This is a genomic window from Microbacterium sufflavum (genome assembly GCF_023091155.1).
Taxonomy (GTDB): Bacteria; Actinomycetota; Actinomycetes; order Actinomycetales; family Microbacteriaceae; genus Microbacterium; species Microbacterium sufflavum.
The window spans coordinates 1-21,358 of the sequence record NZ_JAHWXK010000004.1 but is presented as its reverse complement, the minus strand read 5'-3'; the positions used below and the strand labels follow the sequence as shown (position 1 = coordinate 21,358).

The 21,358-nt window shown below is 67.4% G+C and carries 25 protein-coding genes; 12 read left to right on the top strand and 13 right to left on the bottom strand.

Features of this window, described 5'->3' with window-relative positions; genetic code table 11:
- Positions 1-435: 435 nt before the first annotated feature.
- Both KZC56_RS17365 and mobF read right to left on the bottom strand, forming a co-directional pair.
- Positions 436-768 carry a hypothetical protein gene (locus KZC56_RS17365; RefSeq protein ID WP_247639138.1) on the bottom strand — a complete coding sequence of 111 codons (333 nt, stop codon included), beginning with the start codon at positions 766-768 and terminating at the stop codon, positions 436-438.
- A gap of 43 nt (positions 769-811) precedes the next feature.
- Positions 812-3,700, bottom strand: coding sequence for a MobF family relaxase (mobF, locus tag KZC56_RS17360; RefSeq protein WP_247639137.1), 2,889 nt, complete (start codon positions 3,698-3,700; stop codon positions 812-814).
- A 305-nt stretch (positions 3,701-4,005) separates the two neighbouring features.
- On the opposite strand from mobF, the gene KZC56_RS17355 reads away from it, so the two are divergent.
- Together KZC56_RS17355 and KZC56_RS17350 are read left to right on the top strand one after the other, a co-directional pair.
- Positions 4,006-4,257 (top strand): hypothetical protein, encoded by a 252-nt coding sequence (locus KZC56_RS17355; protein WP_247639136.1) that lies wholly within the window; start codon positions 4,006-4,008, stop codon positions 4,255-4,257.
- A gap of 30 nt (positions 4,258-4,287) precedes the next feature.
- Complete coding sequence (locus tag KZC56_RS17350; protein ID WP_247639135.1) at positions 4,288-4,587, top strand: hypothetical protein; 300 nt, start codon at positions 4,288-4,290, stop codon at positions 4,585-4,587.
- An 8-nt stretch (positions 4,588-4,595) separates the two neighbouring features.
- On the opposite strand, the gene KZC56_RS17345 is transcribed toward KZC56_RS17350, so the two are convergent.
- The 9 genes from KZC56_RS17345 to KZC56_RS17305 all read right to left on the bottom strand — a co-directional run bounded on the left by KZC56_RS17345 (position 4,596) and on the right by KZC56_RS17305 (position 10,178).
- Entirely contained in the window at positions 4,596-5,093 is a 498-nt protein-coding gene (locus tag KZC56_RS17345) for a hypothetical protein (protein ID WP_247639134.1), read from the bottom strand.
- A gap of 16 nt (positions 5,094-5,109) precedes the next feature.
- Positions 5,110-5,616, bottom strand: coding sequence for a thermonuclease family protein (locus KZC56_RS17340; RefSeq protein WP_247639133.1), 507 nt, complete (start codon positions 5,614-5,616; stop codon positions 5,110-5,112).
- A gap of 14 nt (positions 5,617-5,630) precedes the next feature.
- Positions 5,631-6,242, bottom strand: coding sequence for a hypothetical protein (locus KZC56_RS17335; protein WP_247639132.1), 612 nt, complete (start codon positions 6,240-6,242; stop codon positions 5,631-5,633).
- A 41-nt stretch (positions 6,243-6,283) separates the two neighbouring features.
- Positions 6,284-7,072: a ParA family protein gene (locus KZC56_RS17330; RefSeq protein WP_247639131.1), complete on the bottom strand. Its 789-nt coding sequence runs from the start codon at positions 7,070-7,072 to the stop codon at positions 6,284-6,286.
- Positions 7,073-7,139: 67 nt separating this feature from the next.
- Positions 7,140-7,595, bottom strand: a complete 456-nt coding sequence (locus KZC56_RS17325; RefSeq protein ID WP_247639130.1) for a single-stranded DNA-binding protein — start codon at positions 7,593-7,595, stop codon at positions 7,140-7,142.
- Positions 7,596-7,684: 89 nt separating this feature from the next.
- A complete protein-coding gene (locus tag KZC56_RS17320; protein ID WP_247639129.1) occupies positions 7,685-7,921 on the bottom strand; it encodes a hypothetical protein in 237 nt (78 codons plus the stop codon).
- A gap of 17 nt (positions 7,922-7,938) precedes the next feature.
- Complete coding sequence (locus tag KZC56_RS17315) at positions 7,939-8,184, bottom strand: glutaredoxin family protein (RefSeq protein ID WP_247639128.1); 246 nt, start codon at positions 8,182-8,184, stop codon at positions 7,939-7,941.
- 632 nt (positions 8,185-8,816) lie between these two features.
- Positions 8,817-9,737, bottom strand: a complete 921-nt coding sequence (locus tag KZC56_RS17310) for an ArdC-like ssDNA-binding domain-containing protein (protein ID WP_247639127.1) — start codon at positions 9,735-9,737, stop codon at positions 8,817-8,819.
- A 78-nt stretch (positions 9,738-9,815) separates the two neighbouring features.
- A complete protein-coding gene (locus KZC56_RS17305; RefSeq protein WP_247639126.1) occupies positions 9,816-10,178 on the bottom strand; it encodes a ParB N-terminal domain-containing protein in 363 nt (120 codons plus the stop codon).
- A 435-nt stretch (positions 10,179-10,613) separates the two neighbouring features.
- On the opposite strand from KZC56_RS17305, the gene KZC56_RS17300 reads away from it, so the two are divergent.
- Positions 10,614-11,474 carry a CPBP family intramembrane glutamic endopeptidase gene (locus KZC56_RS17300; protein ID WP_247639125.1) on the top strand — a complete coding sequence of 287 codons (861 nt, stop codon included), beginning with the start codon at positions 10,614-10,616 and terminating at the stop codon, positions 11,472-11,474.
- Positions 11,475-11,481: 7 nt separating this feature from the next.
- Here KZC56_RS17300 and KZC56_RS17295 read toward each other — a convergent pair whose 3' ends face one another.
- Together KZC56_RS17295 and KZC56_RS17290 are read right to left on the bottom strand one after the other, a co-directional pair.
- Positions 11,482-11,898, bottom strand: coding sequence for a hypothetical protein (locus tag KZC56_RS17295; protein ID WP_247639124.1), 417 nt, complete (start codon positions 11,896-11,898; stop codon positions 11,482-11,484).
- Between the two features lie 961 nt (positions 11,899-12,859).
- Complete coding sequence (locus tag KZC56_RS17290; RefSeq protein ID WP_247639123.1) at positions 12,860-13,105, bottom strand: hypothetical protein; 246 nt, start codon at positions 13,103-13,105, stop codon at positions 12,860-12,862.
- Positions 13,106-13,269: 164 nt separating this feature from the next.
- Between KZC56_RS17290 and KZC56_RS17285 the strand changes: the two genes are divergently transcribed.
- The 9 genes from KZC56_RS17285 to KZC56_RS17245 form a co-directional block, all read left to right on the top strand.
- Positions 13,270-13,959: a helix-turn-helix domain-containing protein gene (locus tag KZC56_RS17285; protein WP_308194381.1), complete on the top strand. Its 690-nt coding sequence runs from the start codon at positions 13,270-13,272 to the stop codon at positions 13,957-13,959.
- 27 nt (positions 13,960-13,986) lie between these two features.
- Entirely contained in the window at positions 13,987-14,505 is a 519-nt protein-coding gene (locus tag KZC56_RS17280) for a hypothetical protein (protein ID WP_247639121.1), read from the top strand.
- Complete coding sequence (locus KZC56_RS17275; protein ID WP_247639120.1) at positions 14,505-15,440, top strand: hypothetical protein; 936 nt, start codon at positions 14,505-14,507, stop codon at positions 15,438-15,440. Before KZC56_RS17280 ends, KZC56_RS17275 begins: the two co-directional genes overlap by 1 nt.
- 83 nt (positions 15,441-15,523) lie before the next feature.
- Positions 15,524-16,534 carry an alpha/beta hydrolase family protein gene (locus KZC56_RS17270; protein ID WP_247639119.1) on the top strand — a complete coding sequence of 337 codons (1,011 nt, stop codon included), beginning with the start codon at positions 15,524-15,526 and terminating at the stop codon, positions 16,532-16,534.
- Positions 16,535-17,113: 579 nt separating this feature from the next.
- Positions 17,114-18,406, top strand: a complete 1,293-nt coding sequence (locus KZC56_RS17265) for an outer membrane protein assembly factor BamB family protein (RefSeq protein WP_247639118.1) — start codon at positions 17,114-17,116, stop codon at positions 18,404-18,406.
- On the top strand, positions 18,406-19,833 hold the full coding sequence (locus KZC56_RS17260; RefSeq protein WP_247639117.1) for a MinD/ParA family ATP-binding protein: 1,428 nt from the start codon (positions 18,406-18,408) through the stop codon (positions 19,831-19,833). Before KZC56_RS17265 ends, KZC56_RS17260 begins: the two co-directional genes overlap by 1 nt.
- A complete protein-coding gene (locus KZC56_RS17255) occupies positions 19,830-20,411 on the top strand; it encodes a DUF6668 family protein (protein ID WP_247639116.1) in 582 nt (193 codons plus the stop codon). Before KZC56_RS17260 ends, KZC56_RS17255 begins: the two co-directional genes overlap by 4 nt.
- The gene (locus KZC56_RS17250) at positions 20,408-20,680 is read left to right on the top strand and encodes a hypothetical protein (protein WP_247639115.1); all 273 of its coding nucleotides are present in this window, start codon (positions 20,408-20,410) and stop codon (positions 20,678-20,680) included. The genes KZC56_RS17255 and KZC56_RS17250 overlap by 4 nt, the downstream gene beginning before the upstream one ends.
- A gap of 26 nt (positions 20,681-20,706) precedes the next feature.
- The coding region (locus KZC56_RS17245; RefSeq protein WP_247639114.1) for a DUF8175 domain-containg protein at positions 20,707-21,358 on the top strand (652 nt) is incomplete at its 3' end.

Here is a 21,358-nt window from a genome sequence, read left to right as displayed (position 1 = left end):
AGTGTCACGTCGAATTTTCTTCTTGACAATACGCGCTAACGTAGCGTATACTGATCGTGCGGTGTCACACACTCGTGTATACTGGAGAGATGAGCACAGGAACACGAAGCCCGCCGGCACCCGGGCACCTTCGCTCGCCCCCGCATGGGGCGACAGGGGGTGAGCCCTCCCAGATGGATGACTGGGTAATCAACATCTTCTCTCTCCTCGGCGACATCTCACGAGTGATCTCGCTCGGGTGGCTCGTCGTGGACCGCTTCTTCGCAAAGAAGAAGCGCCCCGACTCGAACTGAGCCAGGACGCCTAGAAGATAAAACTGTGGTGGTTTTTAATTCTAGGCCTGGTTTGGTTTGAACGCAAACGAGGCGGGGAGCCCACAGGTGCCGTACCAGCCGGGTTCCCCGCCGAGTGGGTTCAGTCACACGCGGAGCAGAGTCACCAGACGTCGGTCGGCGCAGAGATGCGCTGGCACGCTCCCTGCCATATCCAGCACCGCAGCGTCTCGTCGTCGATCGTCACCTCGACGCCCACGGCATCCGCGGTCCAGCGCTTCACCTGAACGAGGGAGCGCACGTTCGTATCTCCGAACTGGAGCCAGGCGTGACCCCAGAGGCGCGTCTGCTCGGGAACGATCGTGAGGGGCTGCACGTGCAACCGCAGCTGTAGCGCGTCGAGAGTCCGCAACGGGCCGCGCTTGCGCGCCTCACGCAACTCTCGCTGCTCACCCCTCTGCGCCGGCAGATGCGGATAGCGCTTGTTCATTCCCACCGCTACATCGTGGCGTCAGCAGCGGACGTTCCGGGGCCCGGCCCTACCGGTCCAGCCCGCGATCGCGTGTCCTCTGACGCGCCTTGGCCGCGTCGCGGGCAACCCGGGTGGCTTCGGTGTCGCGGACGGTGCGCGTCGTCGCTTCTGCAGCTCGCGTGCTCTGCCGCTTCCGGGCAGTCTCGGTCTCGCGCGTCGAGGTCCTGCCCGATGCGGCAGCCCGGGCGGTGGGCTTGTCGACGTCGACACCCCACCACGCGGCCTGCGCACGCTGGCTCTCAGTGTGAGTGCGGCTCCCTGCCATGCCCTGCAGGTCTCGGTCGGCACCGGCGCGCTTTGCCTCGACGCCGCGATCGCCGGCCTCGCGCGTCATCGCGTCGACGAACAGCTCCCGTGCCTGCAGTCGAGTTTCCGCGACGACGTGAAGGGTGTTGGACTCACGGCCGCGGGTGGCAGACACATACACGGCCGATGCGCTCGACGAGTCGGTGATGATGCCGTGTCCGGCCTGCACGGTGGCGCCCTGCACGCCGAACTCGGTGGAGGCGTACGCCAGGTGCGTGTGCTCCTTCACGTACGACGCCGGCAGCGTGACGACCCGCTTCCCATCGCTCACGGTGGCCTCGCCGCTGCGGTGGACACGCTGCACGGCCCACACGTCGCGGTTGGCGACTCCGAGCTCACGATCGTTCTTGCGCGTCATGAGCCGATCGCCGTTACGGATCGTCAGCAGGTCACTTCCGGAGATATCCACGCGCGCCGCGGTGGTGTGACCGGCCTGCGCGTGCGCCTGCTGAATGAGAGCGTTGAGAGCAGCGGCCTCCTCGTTCGTCGCCGTGGCGATCGCGACCGATGAGCCGGCACGTGCCCTGGCGATCGCGTCGTCGGTGATTGCCGCCCGGGCCTCATCCATGGTCTCGTGAATGACGAGGTTCCCGCGGTCATAAAGCTGGTCGAACAGCTCAGCCGGCGCTTCCCTGGATCGCATCTGCAGGGTGAGGCTGGCGTACTCGGTGTCGAGGCCACCCTCGGGCGTGACGAACCGGTGAAGGTCGATGAGATCCAGCGGCGTCGGGTGGGCGTCGACGGCCATGTCGAGCACGCCGCCTCGGCCGACTGCCGGCAGTTGCGCGCGGTCACCGACGAGCGCGAGAGCTGCGCCGTTCTCGTTCGCAATCTGGACGAGCGCGTGCGCGATGTCCTGATCGATCATGCCGGCCTCGTCGACGATGATGCGGGTGTTCGCGTCGACGCGGAAGCCGTCAGCCGGCCCGCGATACTCGAGCCAGGTCGACGGGTCCAGCTCCCCTACCGACAGCCGCGTCCATCGTCCGTAGGCGTCACGGCGGAACCCGTGTTCATGCGCGAGCTTGTGTGCCGACGATGCAGCCGTACCGAGCGCGGCGCCGGCCTCCTGTGCCGCCCGCAGCGTCGGGGCGACGACGACGAACCGGCGTCCCTGACTCTCGGCCAACTCCGCGGCCGTCTTCAACATGGTGGTCTTGCCGGCGCCCGCTGCTCCCTCGACGACGACAAGGGGCGCGGCGCTGCCGAGAGCACGCGCAGCGTCCGACTGCGCCTGAGTGAGGCTTCCGAGTACGGGTTCATTCATCACCAGTGCCGAGTCCAGCCCGCGTGTGATGAACGCCTGTCGTAGGTCGTCTTCGACGGCGACGACGCGCTCCGATGTGATCCAGCGGACCCAGCTCGGCACGTCACCCTGGTAGTCGATGTCCAGACGCAGAAGGGTGCTCGCCGCGGCGTCCGCGGTCTCGGTCACCCACGCCTCGACCTCTTCACGGGAAGCGATCACACCGGACTGCCCGAGGACGACGCCGATCTCCCCTTCGAGGTCAGCGACAGACCAGGCAGACTTCGATTCCTCGAGCTGCGCGATCGCGACCTGTGCGATGTCAGCGCGGTCGACGTCGACGAGCGACAGGTGTCCCTCTCCCCTGCCCCCGGAGAAACCCGACGTTCTCAGTCCGGCGTCGTGCAACTCACCCATCCAACGGTCTTCTGCGCGGCCCGTGTCGTGAGTCTTGTGTGGCCGGTCGATCGCCCATGCCTGCTGATCCCACTCGCGCACGAGCGCCTGTGACGGCTGCTCCCCCGGGTGCAGCTCGCGCCACTCGCGCTCCAGCTTCGTCACGTTCTGCTGCACCTGCAGGGCACGCTTCGACATGAGTTCGGCGTGCTTGGCAAGCTCGACGACCTTGCCTGTTGATGCGTCGAACGTGAGGCCAGCGGTGCGCAGCGCGGCACGCAGTTCAGGGTGTGAGTGGATGACAGCCTCCGCCACACCGCGAAGCGCTCCCTGTTGCTTCAAGGTTGCTCCCGTGTGCAGCCCTCTCCACTTCCCGTCCGCGAACACGCGGGTGTTCCACTGCACGTGAATGTGGCGGTGCGGGTCACCGGCGCGCGAAGTGCGGTGAACCACGGACACCTGCTCGAATCGCTCGACGGGCACGAACTCCTGCGCTCCGCGCGGGCCAACACGGGTCACGGAGTTCTGCGCAAGGTAGGCGCCCATCGCGGCGGCAGCGTCCGCCTGGGCGGCGTTGAGCGCGGCCGACACCTCGGGCACGAGAGCGGCCGCTACCGACAGCGACTTGTCACAGTTGACCGTCATCTCCGCGAAGCGCGGTGACGCCGGGCGGGTGACGACCTCACCGTTCGTCGACACGCGTACCTCGTCGCGCGGAACGCCTCGCTGCTCCCCCGTAACCGGGTCACGCCAGTCGACCCATGCCTGGTACGTCTCGCCGTCGAGTTGCACCTCCGAGCGAACGGCTCCAGCGCTGTCGAGGGCCGTCCACTGCGCGACGGCATCCCCGTTCTCGAGGTAATACTCATCGGCGTGTGAGTGGTCAGATTCGAGGTAGGCGCGCGCAGCAGCACCAGCTCCTCGATAGAACACCACTCCCCCGCGCATGTACTGATCATACCTATGGGCGAAGCCCGTAGCATACGTGCATCCGATTTCATCGGTCCCTCTGAGAGAGAAAGAGAGAAGAAATCGGATGCACGTAGATGCACTCTGGAACGGATGGACTCTGAGACTGTGCATAGTTCGAATCTCGCTGTCTCTCAGAGAGGCTGAGTGAGATTCGAGAAGGCGAGATGCAGTCCACAAGCCGCGCCGTTCGTACGCGGCATTCCCAGTTGTACGCACCCCGATGCGTGACCGCGCCTCCTCCCCACTCCCCTCCCGAGCCGACCGCGGGTTATGCTGTGCGCATGGCGCTCAACATTCGTGAAGTCGTAGAAGCTCAGGTAGCCGAGAAGATCGAGAAGGGTGAAGCACTCGCCCACGCGATCAGCGCGGCCGAGGAAGCCGCCGCCGCGCTCGACGCCGCACAGAAGAACGTCGCCGCCGCGCGCCGCGACGCGATGACCGCGGGCTGGACCGAGACCGAGCTAAAGCGCCTCGGCCTCGCCAACGCTCGCCCCACCCGTTCCCGCAAGCCGCGCACGCAGAGCGCGGAGTAGCAGGCGTTAGGAATCCGGGGGGATGAGCTTATGAGCGACTGGCAGCGACTCAATGTCACCGAAGAGCAGATGGAAGTACTCGCGCACCTCTCTCTGAAACGAGACGCACCGACCGCGGAGCGACTGAGCGACATCTGGCCGACACTGACCGCCGAGGATGCGGCCGTGCCTCTCGCGGATGCGGTGGATTCAATCAACCGCGCAGCGTCCGAAGCGACCGGTAAGCCCGGGCGCGTTATCGGCGTCAGCCGCAGCTCCTTTGGTGCCGCCGTCACCACTCCTGAGCTGAGGGTGCATGTCATGGGCGAGCCCTACGCGGAGGTTCGCTGAGCGCGTCGTTACCAGAGCGTCGGGTGCTCGGTGCCGGCGTCGCTGAGAGCGCGCGCAATCAGCTGCGGGTCCCACCCGTGATCCCGCACGGTGTCGCGCAGCCGGCGTGACCGTGCCACGCGGTCGGCGCGCGGAAGACTTGCGTACTTCTCGATCGTGAACCGGTTGCGCTGACGTCCCGCGCGCGCGGCGTCGCGCTGGTTCTCAGCAGCTCCCCCGATCCGCAGATGCGACACGGCCGGGTCGACGTCGACGTGCACGCAGAGGGCGACGTCGCAGCGGTGCAGCAGCATCGTCGACGGGGGGAGGTCAATCCCAGTGAGGTGGCGATAGAGGAACCTCTGAGGGCGCATGGTGCGTTGTTGGATGCCATCGCCGGCCGTCCAGAATCGCCCGTATCCGTCGTCCCCAACGGAACCAGTCCAGATCCAGCAGTCGTCGGGGTCCGGGCCTTTCACGACGTGCTTCCACAGACGCTCCACGTCGGCGGCTCTGTCCTCGGGCATGGCCCACTCCTCGTTGCTACGGACACGCGGACCACAGGCCGGCGCTGGCGTCCTGTGCGCGGTCCTGCGCAGCGAGGTAGTCGCTGCGTCGGTCGTACGGGGTGTCGTAGGTGTACTCGGTGCCGGCGCCTGCCTCGATCGCGAGCTGCGCTGCGCTCTGCCCCTCGATGAGCACGTGGCGCAGCAGCCGACCGTATTGGTCGGTGTCGGCCTGGGTGGGATCGCTGACTAGCTCGACGTCGTGACCATGTACGAGCTGGTCGAGGTACGTGCGAGCTTCCTGCGCGTAGCAGTCGTCGGCGCCGCCGTCGCGAGAGATCTCGGGGGTGTCAATCCCGATCAGACGCACGCGCTCCTCCCCCGTCGATGTCTGAACGTCGATCGTGTCGCCGTCGACGACGGCGACGACCGTGGCCGTCGTCGTGGCTGCGGGCGTGGTCGAGATCTCCGCGGGTGTGCAGCTGGTGAGCGCGAGCGCGACAGCTGCGGCCGCGAGCGTCAGTGTGCAGCTGCGCGCGGTCATGGCGTCCTGCGCTGTCAGCGCACCAGGCGATTCGGGAGACGCACGGGAGGCGTCGGCAGAGTGCCGCCATTCGCCTTGCGGGCGTCGTCGACCGCAAGGGCGATCGCCTCGGCGCACCATGCGCTGTCGGAGGGCCACCGGCCGGCCTGCTGGTCTGCGGTGATCGCAGCCCGCATGCGCTGCATCGTGCTCGTCGGGATGCTGAACGACCTGGTGGAGCCGGTGCGCGCGTCGGAGCGGCCGCGCAGGCGGTCGCGCGCCGCGCGCTGCTTCGGGGTGCGCGCTGCGTGACGGTCCAGGGCGCCGGCGATCCACCGCGCGAAAGTGTCCGCGTCTCCCCCATTGGCCCAGTCGGCCAGGTACGACGCCCGGGCGTCGTCGAACTCGACCGGCGTCAGGTAGATACCGAGACGTGCTGTGTCCTCGGCGCCGGACTTGACGCGCGCCTTGCTCTGCCGCTCGGCCTTGCGCGCGGGGGCCTCGGCGGCCTCCTCCTGCTCCAGGCGCTCGGCGGCCTCGAAGTGTTCCTGCCGAACCTCGATGTCCTGGCGCGGCTCGTCGGTACTCGGCGTCACCTCGTTGGCGATCGCGGCCGTGTTCCGGTCGCGGAGGCTCTTGCGGGCCATGATGTGCTCCTTAGTCTGGTTGGTCTGCCGTGTGCTGCTGGTCAGGCTGGTACGGGCGCCGGCGTCTTGCGCGTCGGCGCCGGCTGCCCGATGATCGGCGCGAGCGCGTCGGCGTAGTCCTCGGCGACCGGATGCCGGGGCGCATAGACGCTCACAGGCTTGCCGTCGGTGTACGCATCTTTCGCTGCCACGGCCTCACGGATGGGGCTGGTGACGCGGCCGGGGTACTGCTCGTTGAGCAGCTCCACGACTTCGCGATCGATCAGTCGCCCGTGCTTGTACTTCGTGGGCACGATCCAGTGCAGGCGCTGCCCCGGGTGCATGCGCGGGGCGATGCGCTGCGCGATCACCTCGTCGAGGCGCCGCAGCTGGTCGTATGCCTCGGTCGCGCACTCGACCGGGCCGACCACGACGTCGGCGGCCGCGAGGGCGGCGAGGGTGACCAAGCCCAGAGCCGGCGGTGTGTCGATCACGACGTCGTCCCACTCCCCCGCGACCTCGGGCAGGTGGTCGCGCAGCGAGGTGATCACTTCGGGTCGTGTGTCGAGGGTGGCGAGATCGTGAGTGCCGGCGAGAACGCCGGCGCCGGGCACGGACGGTGCCGGCACGGCTGCCTCAATCGCTGAGGCGTCACCGGTGAGGACGTCGGCCGCGACGGCCGCGACCTCGGTGTCGTCCGTCACGCCCAGCCGAGTCGTGAGGTTGCCCTGCTGATCGAGGTCGATCGCCAGCACCCGGCGGCCGGATGCTGCAAGAGCTGCGACGAGCTCGGCCGCGGTGGTGGTCTTGCTCGAGCCGCCCTTGCTGAGGGCGACGGTGTAAACGGTCATCATTTCTCCTTGATCGCGGATGTCGTGGAGCGGGGCCGGGGGCGTGTCGCTCCCCGGCCCTCGCTGGTCAGTACGGGGTGTCTTCGCCGGGGATCTGCGCGACGTCCCAAGACGGGATCTGTGCGTCGTCCCAAGACGGGATCTGTGCGTCGTCCTCGGCCGACGTCTTGCCCGAGTTCTTGGTGGCCTGGACCGTGTGGAAGCGGAGACTGAACGACACCTCCTCGGCGGCGACGTGCTGCGCCGTGCGAGGGGCCCCGCTGTCCTTGTCGTCCCATCGATCGGTGACGATTCGACCCTCGACGTGAGCCCGCTCCCCCTTGTGCAGCGACGCGGCCACGTTCTCGGCCTGCTGATCCCAGACCTCGACGCGGAACACGTTGGGCTCTGCGTCCTCCCAGCCGTTGGCCGTACGGCGCCGGCGGTTCTCGATGACGGTGAAGTGGGCAACGGGCTTACCGCTCTGCGCGTAGCGCAGCTCCGGGTCAGCTGCCAGGTTGCCGGCGAAAGAGGTGGTTGCCATGATGACTCCTTGTTTGGTGGTGTTGGTCTGCCGTGTTGTTGATATCAGTCTAGCCTAGTTGGTCAATGCTGTCTAGTAATGCGGGCGTGCTATTTCTCGTTTGGGATCTCAGCTGCGCGAGCCTGCACGTAGCGGCCCTGCCAGCGCGAGACGTCCTCCCGCAGCTCCGCCACCCTCTCGGCCTGCTCCTCGGCCTCTCGGTTCAAGATGCCGACCAGGGTTTCGAGCTGCCGGATTCGAACACGTGCCTCGGTGAGTTCACGGTCCATCGCTGCGGCTGTCGCCTGCGAGTAGTACCGGGGCTCTTCCTCGCTTGCATCGCTCATGTCGTCCTCCCCCGCTTCTAGCTCAGATGTGCGGCGATGCGGTCGATCTGGTCCGGCCGAACATCGCACCAGTGATCCTGCTCGTCGACGACGACGACCGGTGCCATGCTGTAGCCCAGTTCCTCCGTGATGTAGGCGTAGGCGGCGGGGTTCTCCCTGACGTTCACCTCGACGAACGGAATGCCGGACCCGTCGAGCATCCGCTTGGTCATGGTGCACTTCACGCAGCTCGGACCCGTCGTGTAGACCGTCACAGGCTCCATGTCCCTATCCCTCCTGGTCGCCGTCCCACGTCCTCGGTGGTCTGGTTTGTTGATACTCTCAGTCTAGTCTAGTTGGTCAATACTGTCTAGTGTTTCTTTCTGTTTTTCTCGGGAACGTACGCGCTGGAGCTGCTGGGGGTTCGGAAGGGCTGGGTATCCCCGTGGCGCAGCGTGACAACCTCGCCCACTCCCCCGCATCCTCGATCCCCGGTAGGCGGCTCGGTGCGGACGCTTCTCGCGCTCTTGCTACCCGGACGGGCCTCAGCACCTCTCCCCCCCCCCTCGATGCCCACCCCCTCGTCATCAGCGATGTTGCCCGGCACCGGCTGGGGCGGGTGGCGCAGCTCGCGGCCCTCTCCCCCGCTCGCCGGCGTACACCGGGCGGAGCCTGGCGCGGCGCGGGGCTCGATGCCCCCGCCCCGCGCCCCGGCGCCCCGTCTTTGGGGCGGTTAGTCCCGCTGGTCGCCCATGTCGTTGCTCGCAGTCTCGTCTAGGTGGTCAATATGGTCAGGCTGCGGCTTCCTTGGGTCGTCGTATGGGCGCTATCCTGGTGGGGTGCTGCCGGTGTGGTAACCGGCTGCCGTGTTGTAGTCGGGTCCGGCTCTCCCTCGGGAGGCCGGACCCGACTTGTCTTAGGCGGCCTCTCGCTCCGTGTCGGGCTCGGCGTCGATGTGCAGCGCGTCGGCCAGGGAATGCACCGCGGCGAGGACTCGGGCTGCGCTGTCGCGGATGACGTCGGCCTCGGCACGTTCGGCCCATCCGGCGACGTAGCCGACGCTGTAGGCAGCGCTGTCGATCCCGAGCATTCCGGCGAGTACGTAGGCGACGCTCTCCGCCTCGACCTCGAAGCGGCCGCGGTGCTCGACGTACTCGGCCAGGTCCTCGACGTGTCCCAGGGTGATGTGCGCGGCCTCGTGAAGGGCGGTCTTGGCCTGGTGAGCGGGGGAGAGATGGTCAGCGATCACCACGCGCACCGGCCCTCCCGTGCCCTCCGGGGCCGGCTCGGTGTAGCCGTTGGCGGTCGCCAGTGGCGAGATCTCGACCACGGCGCCTGATGCGGTCAGATGGTCGACGACCCGGGCGAGGATGCCGCCCTCATCCTCGCCGGTCAGCGGGTGGGCAAGCTCGGAGACATCTTCGTGCCCCTCCATGACCTCGGTCTGTGCGATGTCGAAGACGCTCACGGGGAAGAACACGCGGCGGCGGCCGTTCTCGACCTCTTCGCCGTTGTCCTCGTCGTCAGCTGCGACCTTGACCGTTCCCGTGCCGTAAATCCGGATGCCGCGCTCGCCCTTGCGAACCTGGCGGCCTTTCGCCTGCCATGCCCGGTATCCGGCGACCTGGGTGGCCTCCGGGTTCTGCGCCCAGATCAACAGGAGGTTCGAGAAGCTGTAGCGGTGGAACGACCGCGCGAACCGCAGGTAGGCGGTCCAGGCCTCGGAGTCGCGCAGCTGCTCGACGGCGGCCGTGAGCGTGTTGTGCAGCTGCTCCATCTCCGCGCGCTTCTGCTCGGGAGTGCGGCCCTTGCGGTTGGTCTGGCGCTTCGCAGTCATGGTGTGTGCTCCTTGTCGATGTGGGGTGGTTAGTCCCGGTGGTCTGCCGTGTTGTTACTCTCAGTCTAGTCTAGTTGGTCAATCATGTCTAGTGTGGGTTCGGATTATTCTTCTTCGAACTCGACGCGCTCGATCGTTCTCCACCAGCTGCTCCACGATGCGCTGGGCGTCGTCGGCGTCGTCGGCCTCAACGATGTAGACCGGCACGCTCGCGAGGGCGACATGCTGAGCGGCCAGAGTGCGGCGCTGTCCGTATCGGACGTGCACGCCGCTCTCATCGCGGGTTGCCACGATAGGAACAAGAACGCCGTTCGCGCTCACACTGTCAAGGAATTCCTTGTCGAGGCTCGCCTCCGCCGCCGTGCGAACGTTGGTCGCCACGTCAAGGGTCTGCGGGTCGATGAGTTCAAGGACTCCGGCGGATGTTGTTGCAGTAGTCATGCTGTGCTCCTTGTCGATATGGGTTGGTTAGTCCCGGTGGTCTGCCGTGTTGTTACTATCAGTCTAGTCTAGTTGGTCAATCCTGTCTAGTGTTCTGATCGTGTTTTCTCGGGAACGTACGCGCCGGGGCCGCTGGGTGTTCGGTAGAGCTGGGTATCCCCGTGGCGCAGCGCGACAACCTCGGGATCTCTCCCGCGCTCGACGTCGGTAGGCGGCTCGGGGCGAACGTCGGCCGCGCGGCTGGGACGTTCTGGGGCTCGTGACGTTGCACTTTCCTGATCAACCCCCTCGTCATCAGCAAAAAAGCCGGCACCGGCTGGGTCGTGACATGCGAGGCCGTCCCCACTGTGTGCAGGCAGCCGGGCGGTAGCTGGCTGTGCACATTGGGGTCTGGGCAGCGTGTTCGTGTCGAAGGGCGGTGGGAGGATGCTTGCCATGAGTTCCGCCGACGTCACTGCATCTTTGCCGGAGCCCTCGGCGCCGGCGCCCGGTCTCATCGCGGGGATGCGGTCGCGGAGGAGCATGCTGCTGCTGGGCCGAGCACAGAATGCGATGATGATGCTGCTCCTGTGGGCGGCGCTCTGGATGGTGTCGGCCGCGGTGTGCGGCGCGATCGCCAATGCACTACCCGGTGTGACGCCATTCGAGTCGCCGAGCGTGCTCGTGCGGATCGGCGTCTTGGGGATGAGCATGGCCGCTATCGCGGTGGTGATGCTGAATCTGGTGGTCTGGGAGCCGCCATTGCGGCGCCGCGCTCGGCGGGTGCTGTCCCGCGCGTGGGCGCTGTTTCGTCGGCTACTCCGTGATGTGTTCGGCCTCGCGTTCATCAGCGGCCGCCGTCTGGCCGTCGCGGTCGGCCTGGGCGTCATCGCCGCGTTTGCGGCGTTCGGGGCCGGCTACCTGCTTGGTCTGGTGCCCGTGCTCGCGGGGAGCGTGCCGGCGACGGATGCTCGAGTCGAGGCGATGGGTGGAGCGCCGGCGTGGGTGCCGGCGGTCTTCTTCGCGACTTACGCTGCGGCACCGGAAGAGATCGCCCATCGGGGCGCGCTCCTGGTGGCCGTCGCCGTGGTCGGGGCGTCGACGTCGAACCAGTGGGTTCGCGGGATCGTCACCGCGGCCGCGCTCGTCGACACGAGCTGGGTGTTTGGTCTCGTGCATCTGGACTGGTCGCTGCTGAACGCGGTGTCGGCGGGCGTGACCGGTGCGATCTTCGGCGTCGTGGCGATCGCCACCCGGAGTCTGTGGGCGGCGATCGTCGCTCACGCGCTGTTCAACGCGCTGGTGTTCATCCTCTGAGCATCCGTCAGCTGCGCCGGGGCCGGGGTCGCCTCGGGAATCGGCGGTGCATGTCTGCGATGATCCGGTCGATTTCGGGGCGCTGGGCCTCGATTTCCTGGCGCCGCTGCGCGGCCTCTGCCCGGCGGCTCTCGTTCTCCGCGCGGGCCTGGTCGCGGTCGCGCTGCGCCTGGAGGCTCGGGGAGAGTTGATCCTGCCCGATCGTGCGGCGGATGAGCCAGACGAGCCAGGCGAGCGGGTCGCGTTGCTCGGCGGGGTCGACGTCGACGCGCAGCGTCTTGCGGTGTTCGTCGACGAGCTGGAGCACCTGGGCGACGGTCCAGCCGCGCTCGACGAGCCGTTCCCGAGCGATCACGCTGCACACCTGGCCGATGTGGCGGCCGCCGACCCACTGGAGGTCCGTGCGCCCGTCGGGCAGCTGCACGCGCACCCGCCGAGGTGCGCTGCGTGACGTCCAGAGGAGCCGGGGGAGCCGGCGAACCAGCTCCGCAGCGAAGTCTTGGACTCCGGGCCGCCAGCTAGGCAGGGAACCGTCCAAATCGAACACTTCATTCATAGCTCGACGGCGCGGAGCGCCGGCCGTGTGCGCGCTTGCGCGCCTTGGCAGGGATCTCTTAACCGGTGATTCTTCGTGAACTGGTCGCGGAGAAGGTAGGGGGGTGCCGTCCACAGAACGAGGGATCGTGAGGGCCCGCGTGGACGCCACCGACCGCTGCGAGATCCCGCCGAGCTCGCGGGCCTCGGCCAGCTGCTCCAGGGTGAGCCGGTTCGCGCCCCGTACGACCTCCACGATGAGCCCCAGACGGCTCAGGAACCGCATGATGCGCTTCACGGTCGCAGGGGCGTATCCGATGCGCTCAGCGACCGTCTGGTGCGAAATGGCCACGCCGCGCCCTGTGCGGTGGTCTGCGGCCGCCGCCCACTCGCGGCAGGCCCGGAGCACCGTGGAGACGCCTGCGACGCGCAGACGGCGTCTCAGGGCCTCGGAGGAGGGCATCCCGATGACGTGTTCCGCGGCCGTGAGCCAGTCGGACGGGGGCGCGACCGTCACACATGCGTAGGCACCAGGCTCGGGCTGGAGCACCAGCCCACCCCGTCGACGAGTCGCGCGTGCCGGGCGTCGACTATCGGTCCGCTGCGGCGGCCGGCCGGCGCCGGGTGCTGTCCCCTGGAAGGGGGACACGCCGATAACCCTGGGGATATCGCTTGAATTTTGGGCAGCACAAGCTACCATGTAGACACCAACTTCCTTCGGGGAGTGGGTACAACGAAGGTCCGGCCCGCGGCCGGTTCTTCCTCACATCGCCTAGATCTGGTTCTGTCGCCAAACTTCTTCAGATCAGGCACTAGAGTTTCGAGGCCCGCCCTAGGCGGGCCTCATCTCGTTAAGCGGCTGGCATCTGCAGCACTCCGTCCTCGGTCGGCGGCTCAGGAAGCCACGTGGGACGGCCGTAGTCGTCCAGTGGCAGGTTCTGCACCATGATGTCGAACAGCTCAGAAGGCGATACCTTCAGGAACTCGGCCAGGTCTTCCCAGCCTCGTTTGCTCTTGCCGTTGACGGTGTAGCCGAGCTGCTGGGGGTCGAGAAGGGGTTCCTTCCGACGCCGATAGGGACGCTCTGACCTAGCCATAGTCCCGACAGTAAACCGAAGCTTGAGTTTCAATCCGCAGGGACACGCCGAGGATCAATCTCGGCTTGAAGGTTGGGGAGCCTCAACAATCCCGAAATTTCGCGGATCTTGCGTCGACAGGGGAGCGGCATTCTCGTTAATTGACGAGAACGTACGATAGCCGTATGGGCGTTCGTGGGATGGGTGAAGCATCGGCGTGGGCGCGCGCTGTTGCGCGTGCGGTATCCGAGCTTCGCGGGCGCGCGGGATTGACCGTGCAACAGCTTGCAGACCGGATCGACAAGGATCCGAGCTACCTGTACGGACGCTTGAACGGCAGCGCGCCGTTCAACATCAACGACTGGGACTACCTCGCCCGGGCCCTCGGCGTTCACCCGCTCGAAATTGCTCGACTGGCATCCAAGTACGCGGCCGCCGACGACGAGGGGCTTGAACCCACCATCGGTACGGATCCAGTGGAGCTGGGACGACGTCTCCGGCTGCTGGAGTCATCACCGCGAACCGCCGGGCCGCAGTTCGATGCCGCCGTGCTGATCGACCTCGCGGCGGAGCGAGAGATCGATCTGACTGTCGAGGAGTGGTCGCAGTTGCTCTCGGGCGCTGGAGGCGCAGAGGTGCCCGTTCGAGTTCTCTACGCCGTGGCTGAGTACACAGGCGTGGCCGTCGGCTACCTGACGGATCTGGACGACAAGGGACTGGCGGAGGCGACGGAGGCACAGCTCGAGCTACGAAGCGCAATCCGCGAGGTCGGCGGAGAGAGCGTGCTCGCACGGTCTGTGGGCGATGTAAGCCCCGCCGGCCTTCGAGCGATCGCGGCATCACTGAGGGCGGCCCATAGGGGCTCATCCGATTGAGAGACGATCCGGGGGGGGATTGGAACGATGACGAAGTCGAGTCTTTCGCGCAACGCTGACGAGCTGCGTCAGCGGACAGCGGCCGCGTTTGCGCGCCTGGGACTCGTGCCCGGTTCCTCGCTGGAAGCGCTGCTGACGGTCGTGGCGACGGTTACAGGCCGGCGCATCGAGATCGATCCTGTCGGCGGGCGTGAGTGGGAGACCGTGACCGGGCTGGTGGTGTTGAGCGAAGGCGAGGCACGAGTCCTGATCCGGAAGCCCGACCCCCGCTGGTATCAGTTCCACAGCGTCCTTCACGAGCTGTCGCACCTGGTTCTTGAACACACCGGATGCGCCTCGCTGCCGTCGGGACGACGCACGGGAGTGACGCCGCGGCCCGGGCAGACCCTGCTGGCGCGAAGCTCGGGGCAAGCCGACTTTGAGACCGATATCGACTTCTCTGACCCCGAGTCCGTCCGGGAGGCCGAGGCGGAGAAACTGTCACAGGCAATCGCGGAAGTGATGCTCGGACCCAAGCACCCAGAGGATGAGGCGGTGTTGGGCTGATGGAATTCGCAGCGTTCATCGCCCTGGCGCTGCTCGCAGTGTTGCGCCTTCCCGCGATCGGTCGCGGGGGTGCTGGCTCGCTCAGCGAGCTGGCGTTGCTGACGGGTGCTGGTGCGCTTTTCATGGTGGGCACCGTCGTGCCGCTGCAGACCGTTGACAGTTGGTTCGGTGGAACGAACGTCGTGAATCTGTTGCAGAACGTGTTGGCCACGCTCGCGATCTGGTTCATGACGATGACGGCGACGAACATGGCGACCGGGTCGTGGCCGGCTCGTCGTGCGGTGTGGGAGCTGAGCATCGTCATCGTTGCTTTCACGATCCCGTTCATCATCATGGACAGAGGCCCGACGGACGACTCGTTCATTCGGTCCTCCGCCGCTGACGGCTGGCTGTGGCTGTACGCCTCGATCTACATGGCCTATGTCGCGTATCTGATGGTCCAGATCTTCCTCGCTCTGGGGAAGCGGGAACCGCGCCCCTACACGGTCGTCCGTGTAGGGGCGGTCCTGATGGGTGTGGCGAGCATCGTCGAGATTGTGTACCTCACGGCCCGTGTGGTCGGCGCCCGCCCTGAGTGGGTGGGGGATCTCTTCAACCCGCTTTTCTACAGCGGCATTCTCCTGATCGCGCTCGGCTTGGCGTGGTTCCCGTTGGCCAGGCGTGCCCGTCACATTGCGTTGGCGATCGCCAACGCAATGTTGCGGCGTGCGAGTGCCGCCCACCCGGCCCTCGTCGACGACCCCGAGCATCACTCGGCCGAGACGATCACGCACGGCACCTACCGGCTGGCGGTGCAACTCGCCGACATCGGCAACGCCGTTGAGCTCACGCGTGCCGAGCAGTGGTCCCTGCGGTTTGCGACGCACCTGCTCAACCTGCAGGTGCCCGCACCGCACGTGATCCGGATGAGTGCGACTCCGGCGGCAGCGCAGTGATCGGCGTAGTCATCGGAGCCGCTGGCGCGGTTGCTCTGACCGCCGCGGTGGGTGGGGTCGGCCTCATCCTCGCGAAGCGTGTAGTGAACGCCGAAGCACAGCCGAAGCTGCTGCAGGTGGAGTTCTCCGCTTCTGAAGTGGCTCTCCCGAAGAGCGACAAGACAATGGCGGCGGGGGAGTACCTCCTGCATCTAACCGGTGACGACGCGGCCGTCGTTCGCGTGGGCGAGGTGCTGCGCGCCGACGATGGGACGGTGCACCGCCAGCTGATTGACGACGGAGGAGATCGCACAGGGATTGCAACCGGATACTGGAGCGCGCACGGGTTCGCCTCGCCGGACGAGGTCGGCGAATTCCGGAGCGTCGAGGTTCCGCTCGCGAGCGGTGAGCATCGAGACGCCTGGCTGTTCCCGGGGAACCCGGATCACTGGGTGATCCACGTCCAGGGGATCAGGACATCGCGCGGCGTCACCCTTCGTACCGTGGCGGCCGCGCGAGAGGCGGGTGCAACGTCGCTCACGATCACGTACCGCGGCTCCGGAGACGGCCCGAAGAGCAAAGCCGCGATGCTGGGCTCGCAGGAATGGTCCGAGCTGCGCGACGCGATCAGGTACGCCCGCGAGAACGGCGCTCAGCGCGTGACAGTCGTTGCCTGGTCCATGGGAGCCGGTCTCGTCTTCGAGCTGCTGAAACGGGAGCCGAGCGCCGTCGACGACCTGGTGCTGATGTGCCCGGTGTCGAGCTGGCCGGCCACAATCGAGTACGGCGCGGTCAAGGCAGGGTTGCCCCGCCAGTCCGCGCTGCTCGCCGGGCTCATCCTCCGGTCCCGGCTTGGAGCCAAACTGCTCGGCCTGCCCGCTCCCGTTGACGTGCGGAAGCTGGACTGGACCGGCTCCGGGTCACTGCCCGTGCGAACTCTCGTGATCCATTCAGAGGATGACGAAGTGGTCCCGTGGAACAGCACCACGAAACTCGTCGCGAACAACGCGCAGAGGGTCACGCTCGTGAAGACAGCCGCGTGCCCGCACGGCTTCGAGCTGACTGTGCCCGACGTCGAGGCCCGCACGAAACTGCGAGACTTGTTAATTAACTAGAACTGTCCTTGACGTCTCGCTATCTGGCAAGTAGCGTTAGCCCCATATTCGACTGTGAATGTGGGGCATTCGCGTGGACACTCTGCGTAACTCTCGGCTCGAAGAAGCCATACACCGTGACTTCGGCGCGCTCGCGCCGTTCAGCCCGGGTGGTGGCGTTCTCGCCCCACGGGACGCCGCCACCCGATCCCCCCGAGCTCTCGGCCGCTCAGCAGCCAGGGGATCATGTCGCCGGAGCTTCGGCGGTACGGGGCGTGTCCCCCAAATAGGGGACGGCTTCGGCGGGTGCCGGAAGGTCGTCTCACGTGTATGCGTATCGGGCGCGACGCCCGGGCATCCCAGACCTCGGGGGGAAGCGGCGTGAGTAGGAAGAACGCAGTACCGGCATGGCCCGTCATCGGCCTGACGTTCGACGGTGACATGGCCGTCGCGGATGCCGCGGGCGTGGGAGAACCGATCCGTGTCGCCGCGTACCCGGATCTCGCGACGGCGGCGGGTGCCGCTGCGGCGGCGGCAGCTCGACGGCTCAACGTCCCCCGTTGCCGGGTTCAGGGGATCACACCTGACGGCGACACGTGGATGATGGTCGTCGACGCCGAAGAGGAAACCTTGGAGGAGCTGGAGACCGGGGGAGCGGAGAAGCAGGCCCCCCGAGGCTCCAGCTTCTTCCGCGGCCGCCTGTCCACAGTGCCTCGTCAGTGGTGGCTCGTGATCGGCGTCGGCGTCGTCGCAGCCGTGGCGATCGCCGTGGTCGTTGTCCCGCGCGGGATGCTCCCGACGCCAGTGGTCGACAAGCCGGCCGCCGTCGACGAAGCGCCGGCGCCTGACCCTGGCCAGCTGCCGGTGTCGGCCCCAACCGGCTGGGACACGTACGCCCGCTGGGTGATCGAGGCGGAGAAGCCGGGCGCGGCCGCGATCCTTGCCGGCCGTGACGTGCTGGTTCTCGCGGACGGCGCAGACGTGATCGCGGTGGACGCGAAGACCGGGCGCCAGCTGTGGCGCTCTGGGACGGCGGGAAACGTCACCGCGCTTTATGCGCCGGCCGACTCCGACGTGATCTACGCCGCCCGCTCCAACACGGGAGTGAGCGTGATCGATCGCTCGACGGGGAAGGTACTCACCAACGGGGAGACGTCGGCGCGGAACATCGTTCTTGGTGATGTCCCGTTCGCTGAGCTTCCTGGGCAGGCCGGGGCGGTGCTGGTCGATCGCTCGTGGGAGCGTCGGCAGGTGCCGGCGACGTCGGTCCCAATCGGGACCGTGGGCGAGGGGCTGGTCAGCGTGAGCGTGGAGCAGTCGAGCTTGTGGGTCACGACCTCCGACAGCCCGGTTCTGCCCGAAGCGGTGGCGCTGGGGGCGCCGGCTGAGGGGCTGTCGCTGTCGCGCATCGTGGCGTTCGTCGACGGCCGGTTGATCCTTGCCTGGGCTGATCGGTTCGGCCCCAAGACCTACACGGTCGATGCCGTCGACGAGGACGGACGTCTGACCCGTGAGAGCGCGTTCGACGCGACGGGGCGATCGTCGGGTACAGCGACCGTCGACGCATCCGCCGGTCTGGTCGGCATCGGATCTCTCCTGCTCGACCTCGGCACCGGAACGGTGACGGAGGCGGAGCGGGGAACGGTGACCGCCCGCGCCGGGTTCGGCTGGACCGAGCACGGCGGCGACGATCGTGTGCGGATCTCGCCCGACGGCACGATGCTGCCGATGCGCAGCGGTGCCGTGATCCCCGATGTGATCTTGCCGGACGGCCGCGCCGTGGTGCGCGCAGCTCACGGCTCTGATGGAAACGCCTACTACGTGCTGGAGGTGCAGCAGCCGACCCCGACTGCCACCCCCGAACCGAGCCCGACTGACGGAAAGGGAGAGTGATGGAACTCATTGAGGGTGTGGTGACGCGCGACGGCAAAGCGACCGTGCGCGCTGGTGGAGAGTCGGTGCAGCTCACTGCACCGGGAGCTGATCTGAAAGCTGCTCGAGACGCGGTACTCGCGTCCGCGAAAGACGCGGTGCGCGAGCGTGGGGAGGTCTGCCGACTGGAAATCACCGACAACGGGCGTCGTCACGTGTTCGCGGCGCACCCGGACGGGTCGCTGGTCCCGCTTGCAGACCCGAGCCCGGCCGATGCCGCCGAGCTGCAGGACGTGGCCCCGCCGACTCCTGCTCCTGCTCCCGCGGCGCCGGAGCCTGCGCTGATCGAGGACGTTCCCACGGGTGCGTCTCTGCTCACAGCTGCACCGGCCGCCCCGTCGTCGACGCCGCACCTCGCGGTGCCCCCGCGGCCGGATCTTCCCTCGACCCCGGTCGAAGAGCACCGAACGGACTACCCCGTGGAGCCGGCCGTGACCACGGCGCCCCCGGCTGATCAGGGGCCCGTCACTCGGCGCAGCCTTCGCGACACGACGTTCCTCGTCGACGACTCCCGCCACGATCCCGCGGCGAAAGGCTTCCGCGGGCTCCTGACTCGTATCGGAATCAAGCAGGAGCCGTCCGCGGCCGAGCTGGCCGAGCGCGACGATATCGCTGTCGTGTCTCGGCACTGGCCAGGCACGCGCACGATCGCTGTCGTGAATCGTAAGGGCGGCAGCGCGAAGACCCCGGTCGTCGCCGGCCTCTCCGCCGTGTTCGGCCGTTACGGCGGCGGCGGTGTTCTCGCCTGGGACAACAACGAGAACTCGGGCACGCTCCCCATCAGGACCGAGCAGGAGCCGCACGGGGCAAGTGTCCTCGATCTGCTGCGCGACGAGGACCGCCTCCGAGACGGCCAGAGCCACGGGCTCATCGCGGGGTACGTGCACCACCAGTCGGCCGATCGCTACGACGTCCTCTGGTCGGATCAGAACGACTTCGGAGATCACGAGATCCAGGCCGAGGAGGTGCGCCGAGCCCACGCCGTGGCGTCGAGGTACTACCGCATGCTCGTCATGGATTCGGGGAACACCGCTCGCGCTGCGAACTGGAAGGCGATGATCGAGCTGACGAACCAGCTCGTGATCGCCACCACGACCGGCGAGGACCGCGCGGAGCTGGGATCACGCACCCTGCAGACTATCGCGGAACGTGATGAGCACGGGGCGCGCCTGGCGGAGAACGCCGTCGTCGTGGTGAGCTGCTGGAAGCCGGCCGACATGGTTGAGGCGCAGCGCATCGCCGGTCTGTTCGAGCCTCTGGTGCGCTTCGTCGTCATCGTTCCCTTCGACAACGCGTTGAAGGCCGGCCGCATCCGGTTCGACGCGATGCAGCCGAACACGCAACGCGCATGGCTCGCAGCTGCGGCCGCTGTGGGGCGGGGACTATGAGCAACCCATTCCTGCCCGCTGCGACCCCGGTCGAGGTTCCCGAGGAGATCGAGACCGATCCGATCCTGGGCAACGCCGCCGAGCAGACCGGGCTTGACGCCCCTCGTCTCGCGCGCGACGTCGCCCCGGCGGCGCCCGCGGTGCAGGCCCCAACGATCACCGCAGACACGGTGTGGCTCGTGGGAGCGTCCGGCGGAGTCGGCGTGAGCACGCTCGCCCGCCTGGCCGGGGAAGCCGTCGTCGACGGGGGAGTGCACGCGCCGGCATGGCAGGCTCCCGCGTTCGTGGTCGCAGCCACCCACCCCGCAGGGCTGGAAGCGGCGGCCGTCCTCGCACGCGCAAACGCGCGAGGAGATGTCGACTACGACATTCGCGGCCTCATCCTCGTGCATGACCGACCCAAGCTGTCGCGGGCGACCGTGCAGCTCGCGAAGCAGGTGGCGGGCGTGTACCCGCGCACGATGACGGTTCCGTTCGTACCCGCGTGGCGGGAGCCCGGAGCCGTCGAGATCCCTAAGAACGTCCGTGTGCAGCTGGTCCTGGCTGCTCTGGCACCCAAGAAAAGGAAGAAATCATGAAGATCCTCGCGGCATTCACTGCACTCACCGGTTACGTCCCGCCGTCCGGCGGCGAGGCTCCTCCCGGCGTCGAGAACATCAACACGATCGTTACGTGGGCTCTCTGGGGCGTTGGAGCGGTCCTGTTCATCTACTTCATCGTTGGCCTCGTGCAGGCCGCGCAGGCCCGCAACCGCGGAGGCCAGGCCGACGCCTCGGCGCCGGTGTGGCCCCTGGTCCTCGCGATCATCCTCGGGGCATCGGGAACGATCTGGAACGCAATCGCCTAACGGCACACGACAGGACGGAGCGAGACATGGCGAAGGAAAACCCCGGCTGGTGGAGCCGCAACGCAAACCGGATCGCGCGCCCGGAGGAGCAGAGCCCGGAGCAGGCGAAGCGTGCCCCGTGGGTCTTGCTCGCGTTCCTCGCGCTGATCGTCATTGTGGCCGTGGGCGTGTGGGCACTGCGGGTGTTCTGGGTCGAGCCGTCCCAGACGGCCGAGCCGGCGCCGCAGCCCTCCAACTCGTCGGCCCCGGTCGAGACGACGACCCCGACCGTCCCGGATGGGACGTGCACCCTCGACAACACAGACCGAGACATCAGCACCACCCCGCCGGAGGCCACTCAGTGGGTCATCGAGCGCTGGGCGCCTCTCCCGGTCGTCGACGGCGCCGGTCCCTGCACCGAGCGCGACGGATATCGCGTGGGCTTCGCCCACACCCAGACCGGCGCTCTCCTGGCCACCTACCACTACGTGGTGCACGGGAACATTGACGCCCCGGGGAAGGGCACGCGCGGTCTGCTTGACTATGCGCTGTTGGACGGCCCGCTGAAGGATGAGACCCTCCAGCATGTTGAGGCGGTGGAGAACGGCGCAAAAGTCCGTACCCCCGACTCGGATCTGGCGAAAATCCAGTTCTTGGGCTACCGCATCGTCGCGTTCGACGGAGATTCTGCCGTGGTCG

Excerpts from the sequence above, each read along its gene's own strand:
- KZC56_RS17300 (WP_247639125.1), top strand. The coding sequence starts at position 10,614 with ATGAGTTCCGCCGACGTCACTGCATCTTTGCCGGAGCCCTCGGCGCCG.
- KZC56_RS17265 (WP_247639118.1), top strand. The coding sequence starts at position 17,114 with ATGATGGTCGTCGACGCCGAAGAGGAAACCTTGGAGGAGCTGGAGACC.
- KZC56_RS17335 (WP_247639132.1), bottom strand. The coding sequence starts at position 6,242 with ATGGCCCGCAAGAGCCTCCGCGACCGGAACACGGCCGCGATCGCCAAC.
- KZC56_RS17320 (WP_247639129.1), bottom strand. The coding sequence starts at position 7,921 with ATGAGCGATGCAAGCGAGGAAGAGCCCCGGTACTACTCGCAGGCGACA.
- KZC56_RS17315 (WP_247639128.1), bottom strand. The coding sequence starts at position 8,184 with ATGGAGCCTGTGACGGTCTACACGACGGGTCCGAGCTGCGTGAAGTGC.
- KZC56_RS17250 (WP_247639115.1), top strand. The coding sequence starts at position 20,408 with ATGAAGATCCTCGCGGCATTCACTGCACTCACCGGTTACGTCCCGCCG.
- KZC56_RS17325 (WP_247639130.1), bottom strand. The coding sequence starts at position 7,595 with ATGGCAACCACCTCTTTCGCCGGCAACCTGGCAGCTGACCCGGAGCTG.
- KZC56_RS17355 (WP_247639136.1), top strand. The coding sequence starts at position 4,006 with ATGGCGCTCAACATTCGTGAAGTCGTAGAAGCTCAGGTAGCCGAGAAG.
- KZC56_RS17350 (WP_247639135.1), top strand. The coding sequence starts at position 4,288 with ATGAGCGACTGGCAGCGACTCAATGTCACCGAAGAGCAGATGGAAGTA.
- KZC56_RS17305 (WP_247639126.1), bottom strand. The coding sequence starts at position 10,178 with ATGACTACTGCAACAACATCCGCCGGAGTCCTTGAACTCATCGACCCG.
- mobF (WP_247639137.1), bottom strand. The coding sequence starts at position 3,700 with ATGCGCGGGGGAGTGGTGTTCTATCGAGGAGCTGGTGCTGCTGCGCGC.
- KZC56_RS17310 (WP_247639127.1), bottom strand. The coding sequence starts at position 9,737 with ATGACTGCGAAGCGCCAGACCAACCGCAAGGGCCGCACTCCCGAGCAG.
- KZC56_RS17290 (WP_247639123.1), bottom strand. The coding sequence starts at position 13,105 with ATGGCTAGGTCAGAGCGTCCCTATCGGCGTCGGAAGGAACCCCTTCTC.
- KZC56_RS17330 (WP_247639131.1), bottom strand. The coding sequence starts at position 7,072 with ATGACCGTTTACACCGTCGCCCTCAGCAAGGGCGGCTCGAGCAAGACC.
- KZC56_RS17280 (WP_247639121.1), top strand. The coding sequence starts at position 13,987 with ATGACGAAGTCGAGTCTTTCGCGCAACGCTGACGAGCTGCGTCAGCGG.
- KZC56_RS17285 (WP_308194381.1), top strand. The coding sequence starts at position 13,270 with ATGGGCGTTCGTGGGATGGGTGAAGCATCGGCGTGGGCGCGCGCTGTT.
- KZC56_RS17345 (WP_247639134.1), bottom strand. The coding sequence starts at position 5,093 with ATGCCCGAGGACAGAGCCGCCGACGTGGAGCGTCTGTGGAAGCACGTC.
- KZC56_RS17340 (WP_247639133.1), bottom strand. The coding sequence starts at position 5,616 with ATGACCGCGCGCAGCTGCACACTGACGCTCGCGGCCGCAGCTGTCGCG.
- KZC56_RS17260 (WP_247639117.1), top strand. The coding sequence starts at position 18,406 with ATGGAACTCATTGAGGGTGTGGTGACGCGCGACGGCAAAGCGACCGTG.
- KZC56_RS17255 (WP_247639116.1), top strand. The coding sequence starts at position 19,830 with ATGAGCAACCCATTCCTGCCCGCTGCGACCCCGGTCGAGGTTCCCGAG.
- KZC56_RS17275 (WP_247639120.1), top strand. The coding sequence starts at position 14,505 with ATGGAATTCGCAGCGTTCATCGCCCTGGCGCTGCTCGCAGTGTTGCGC.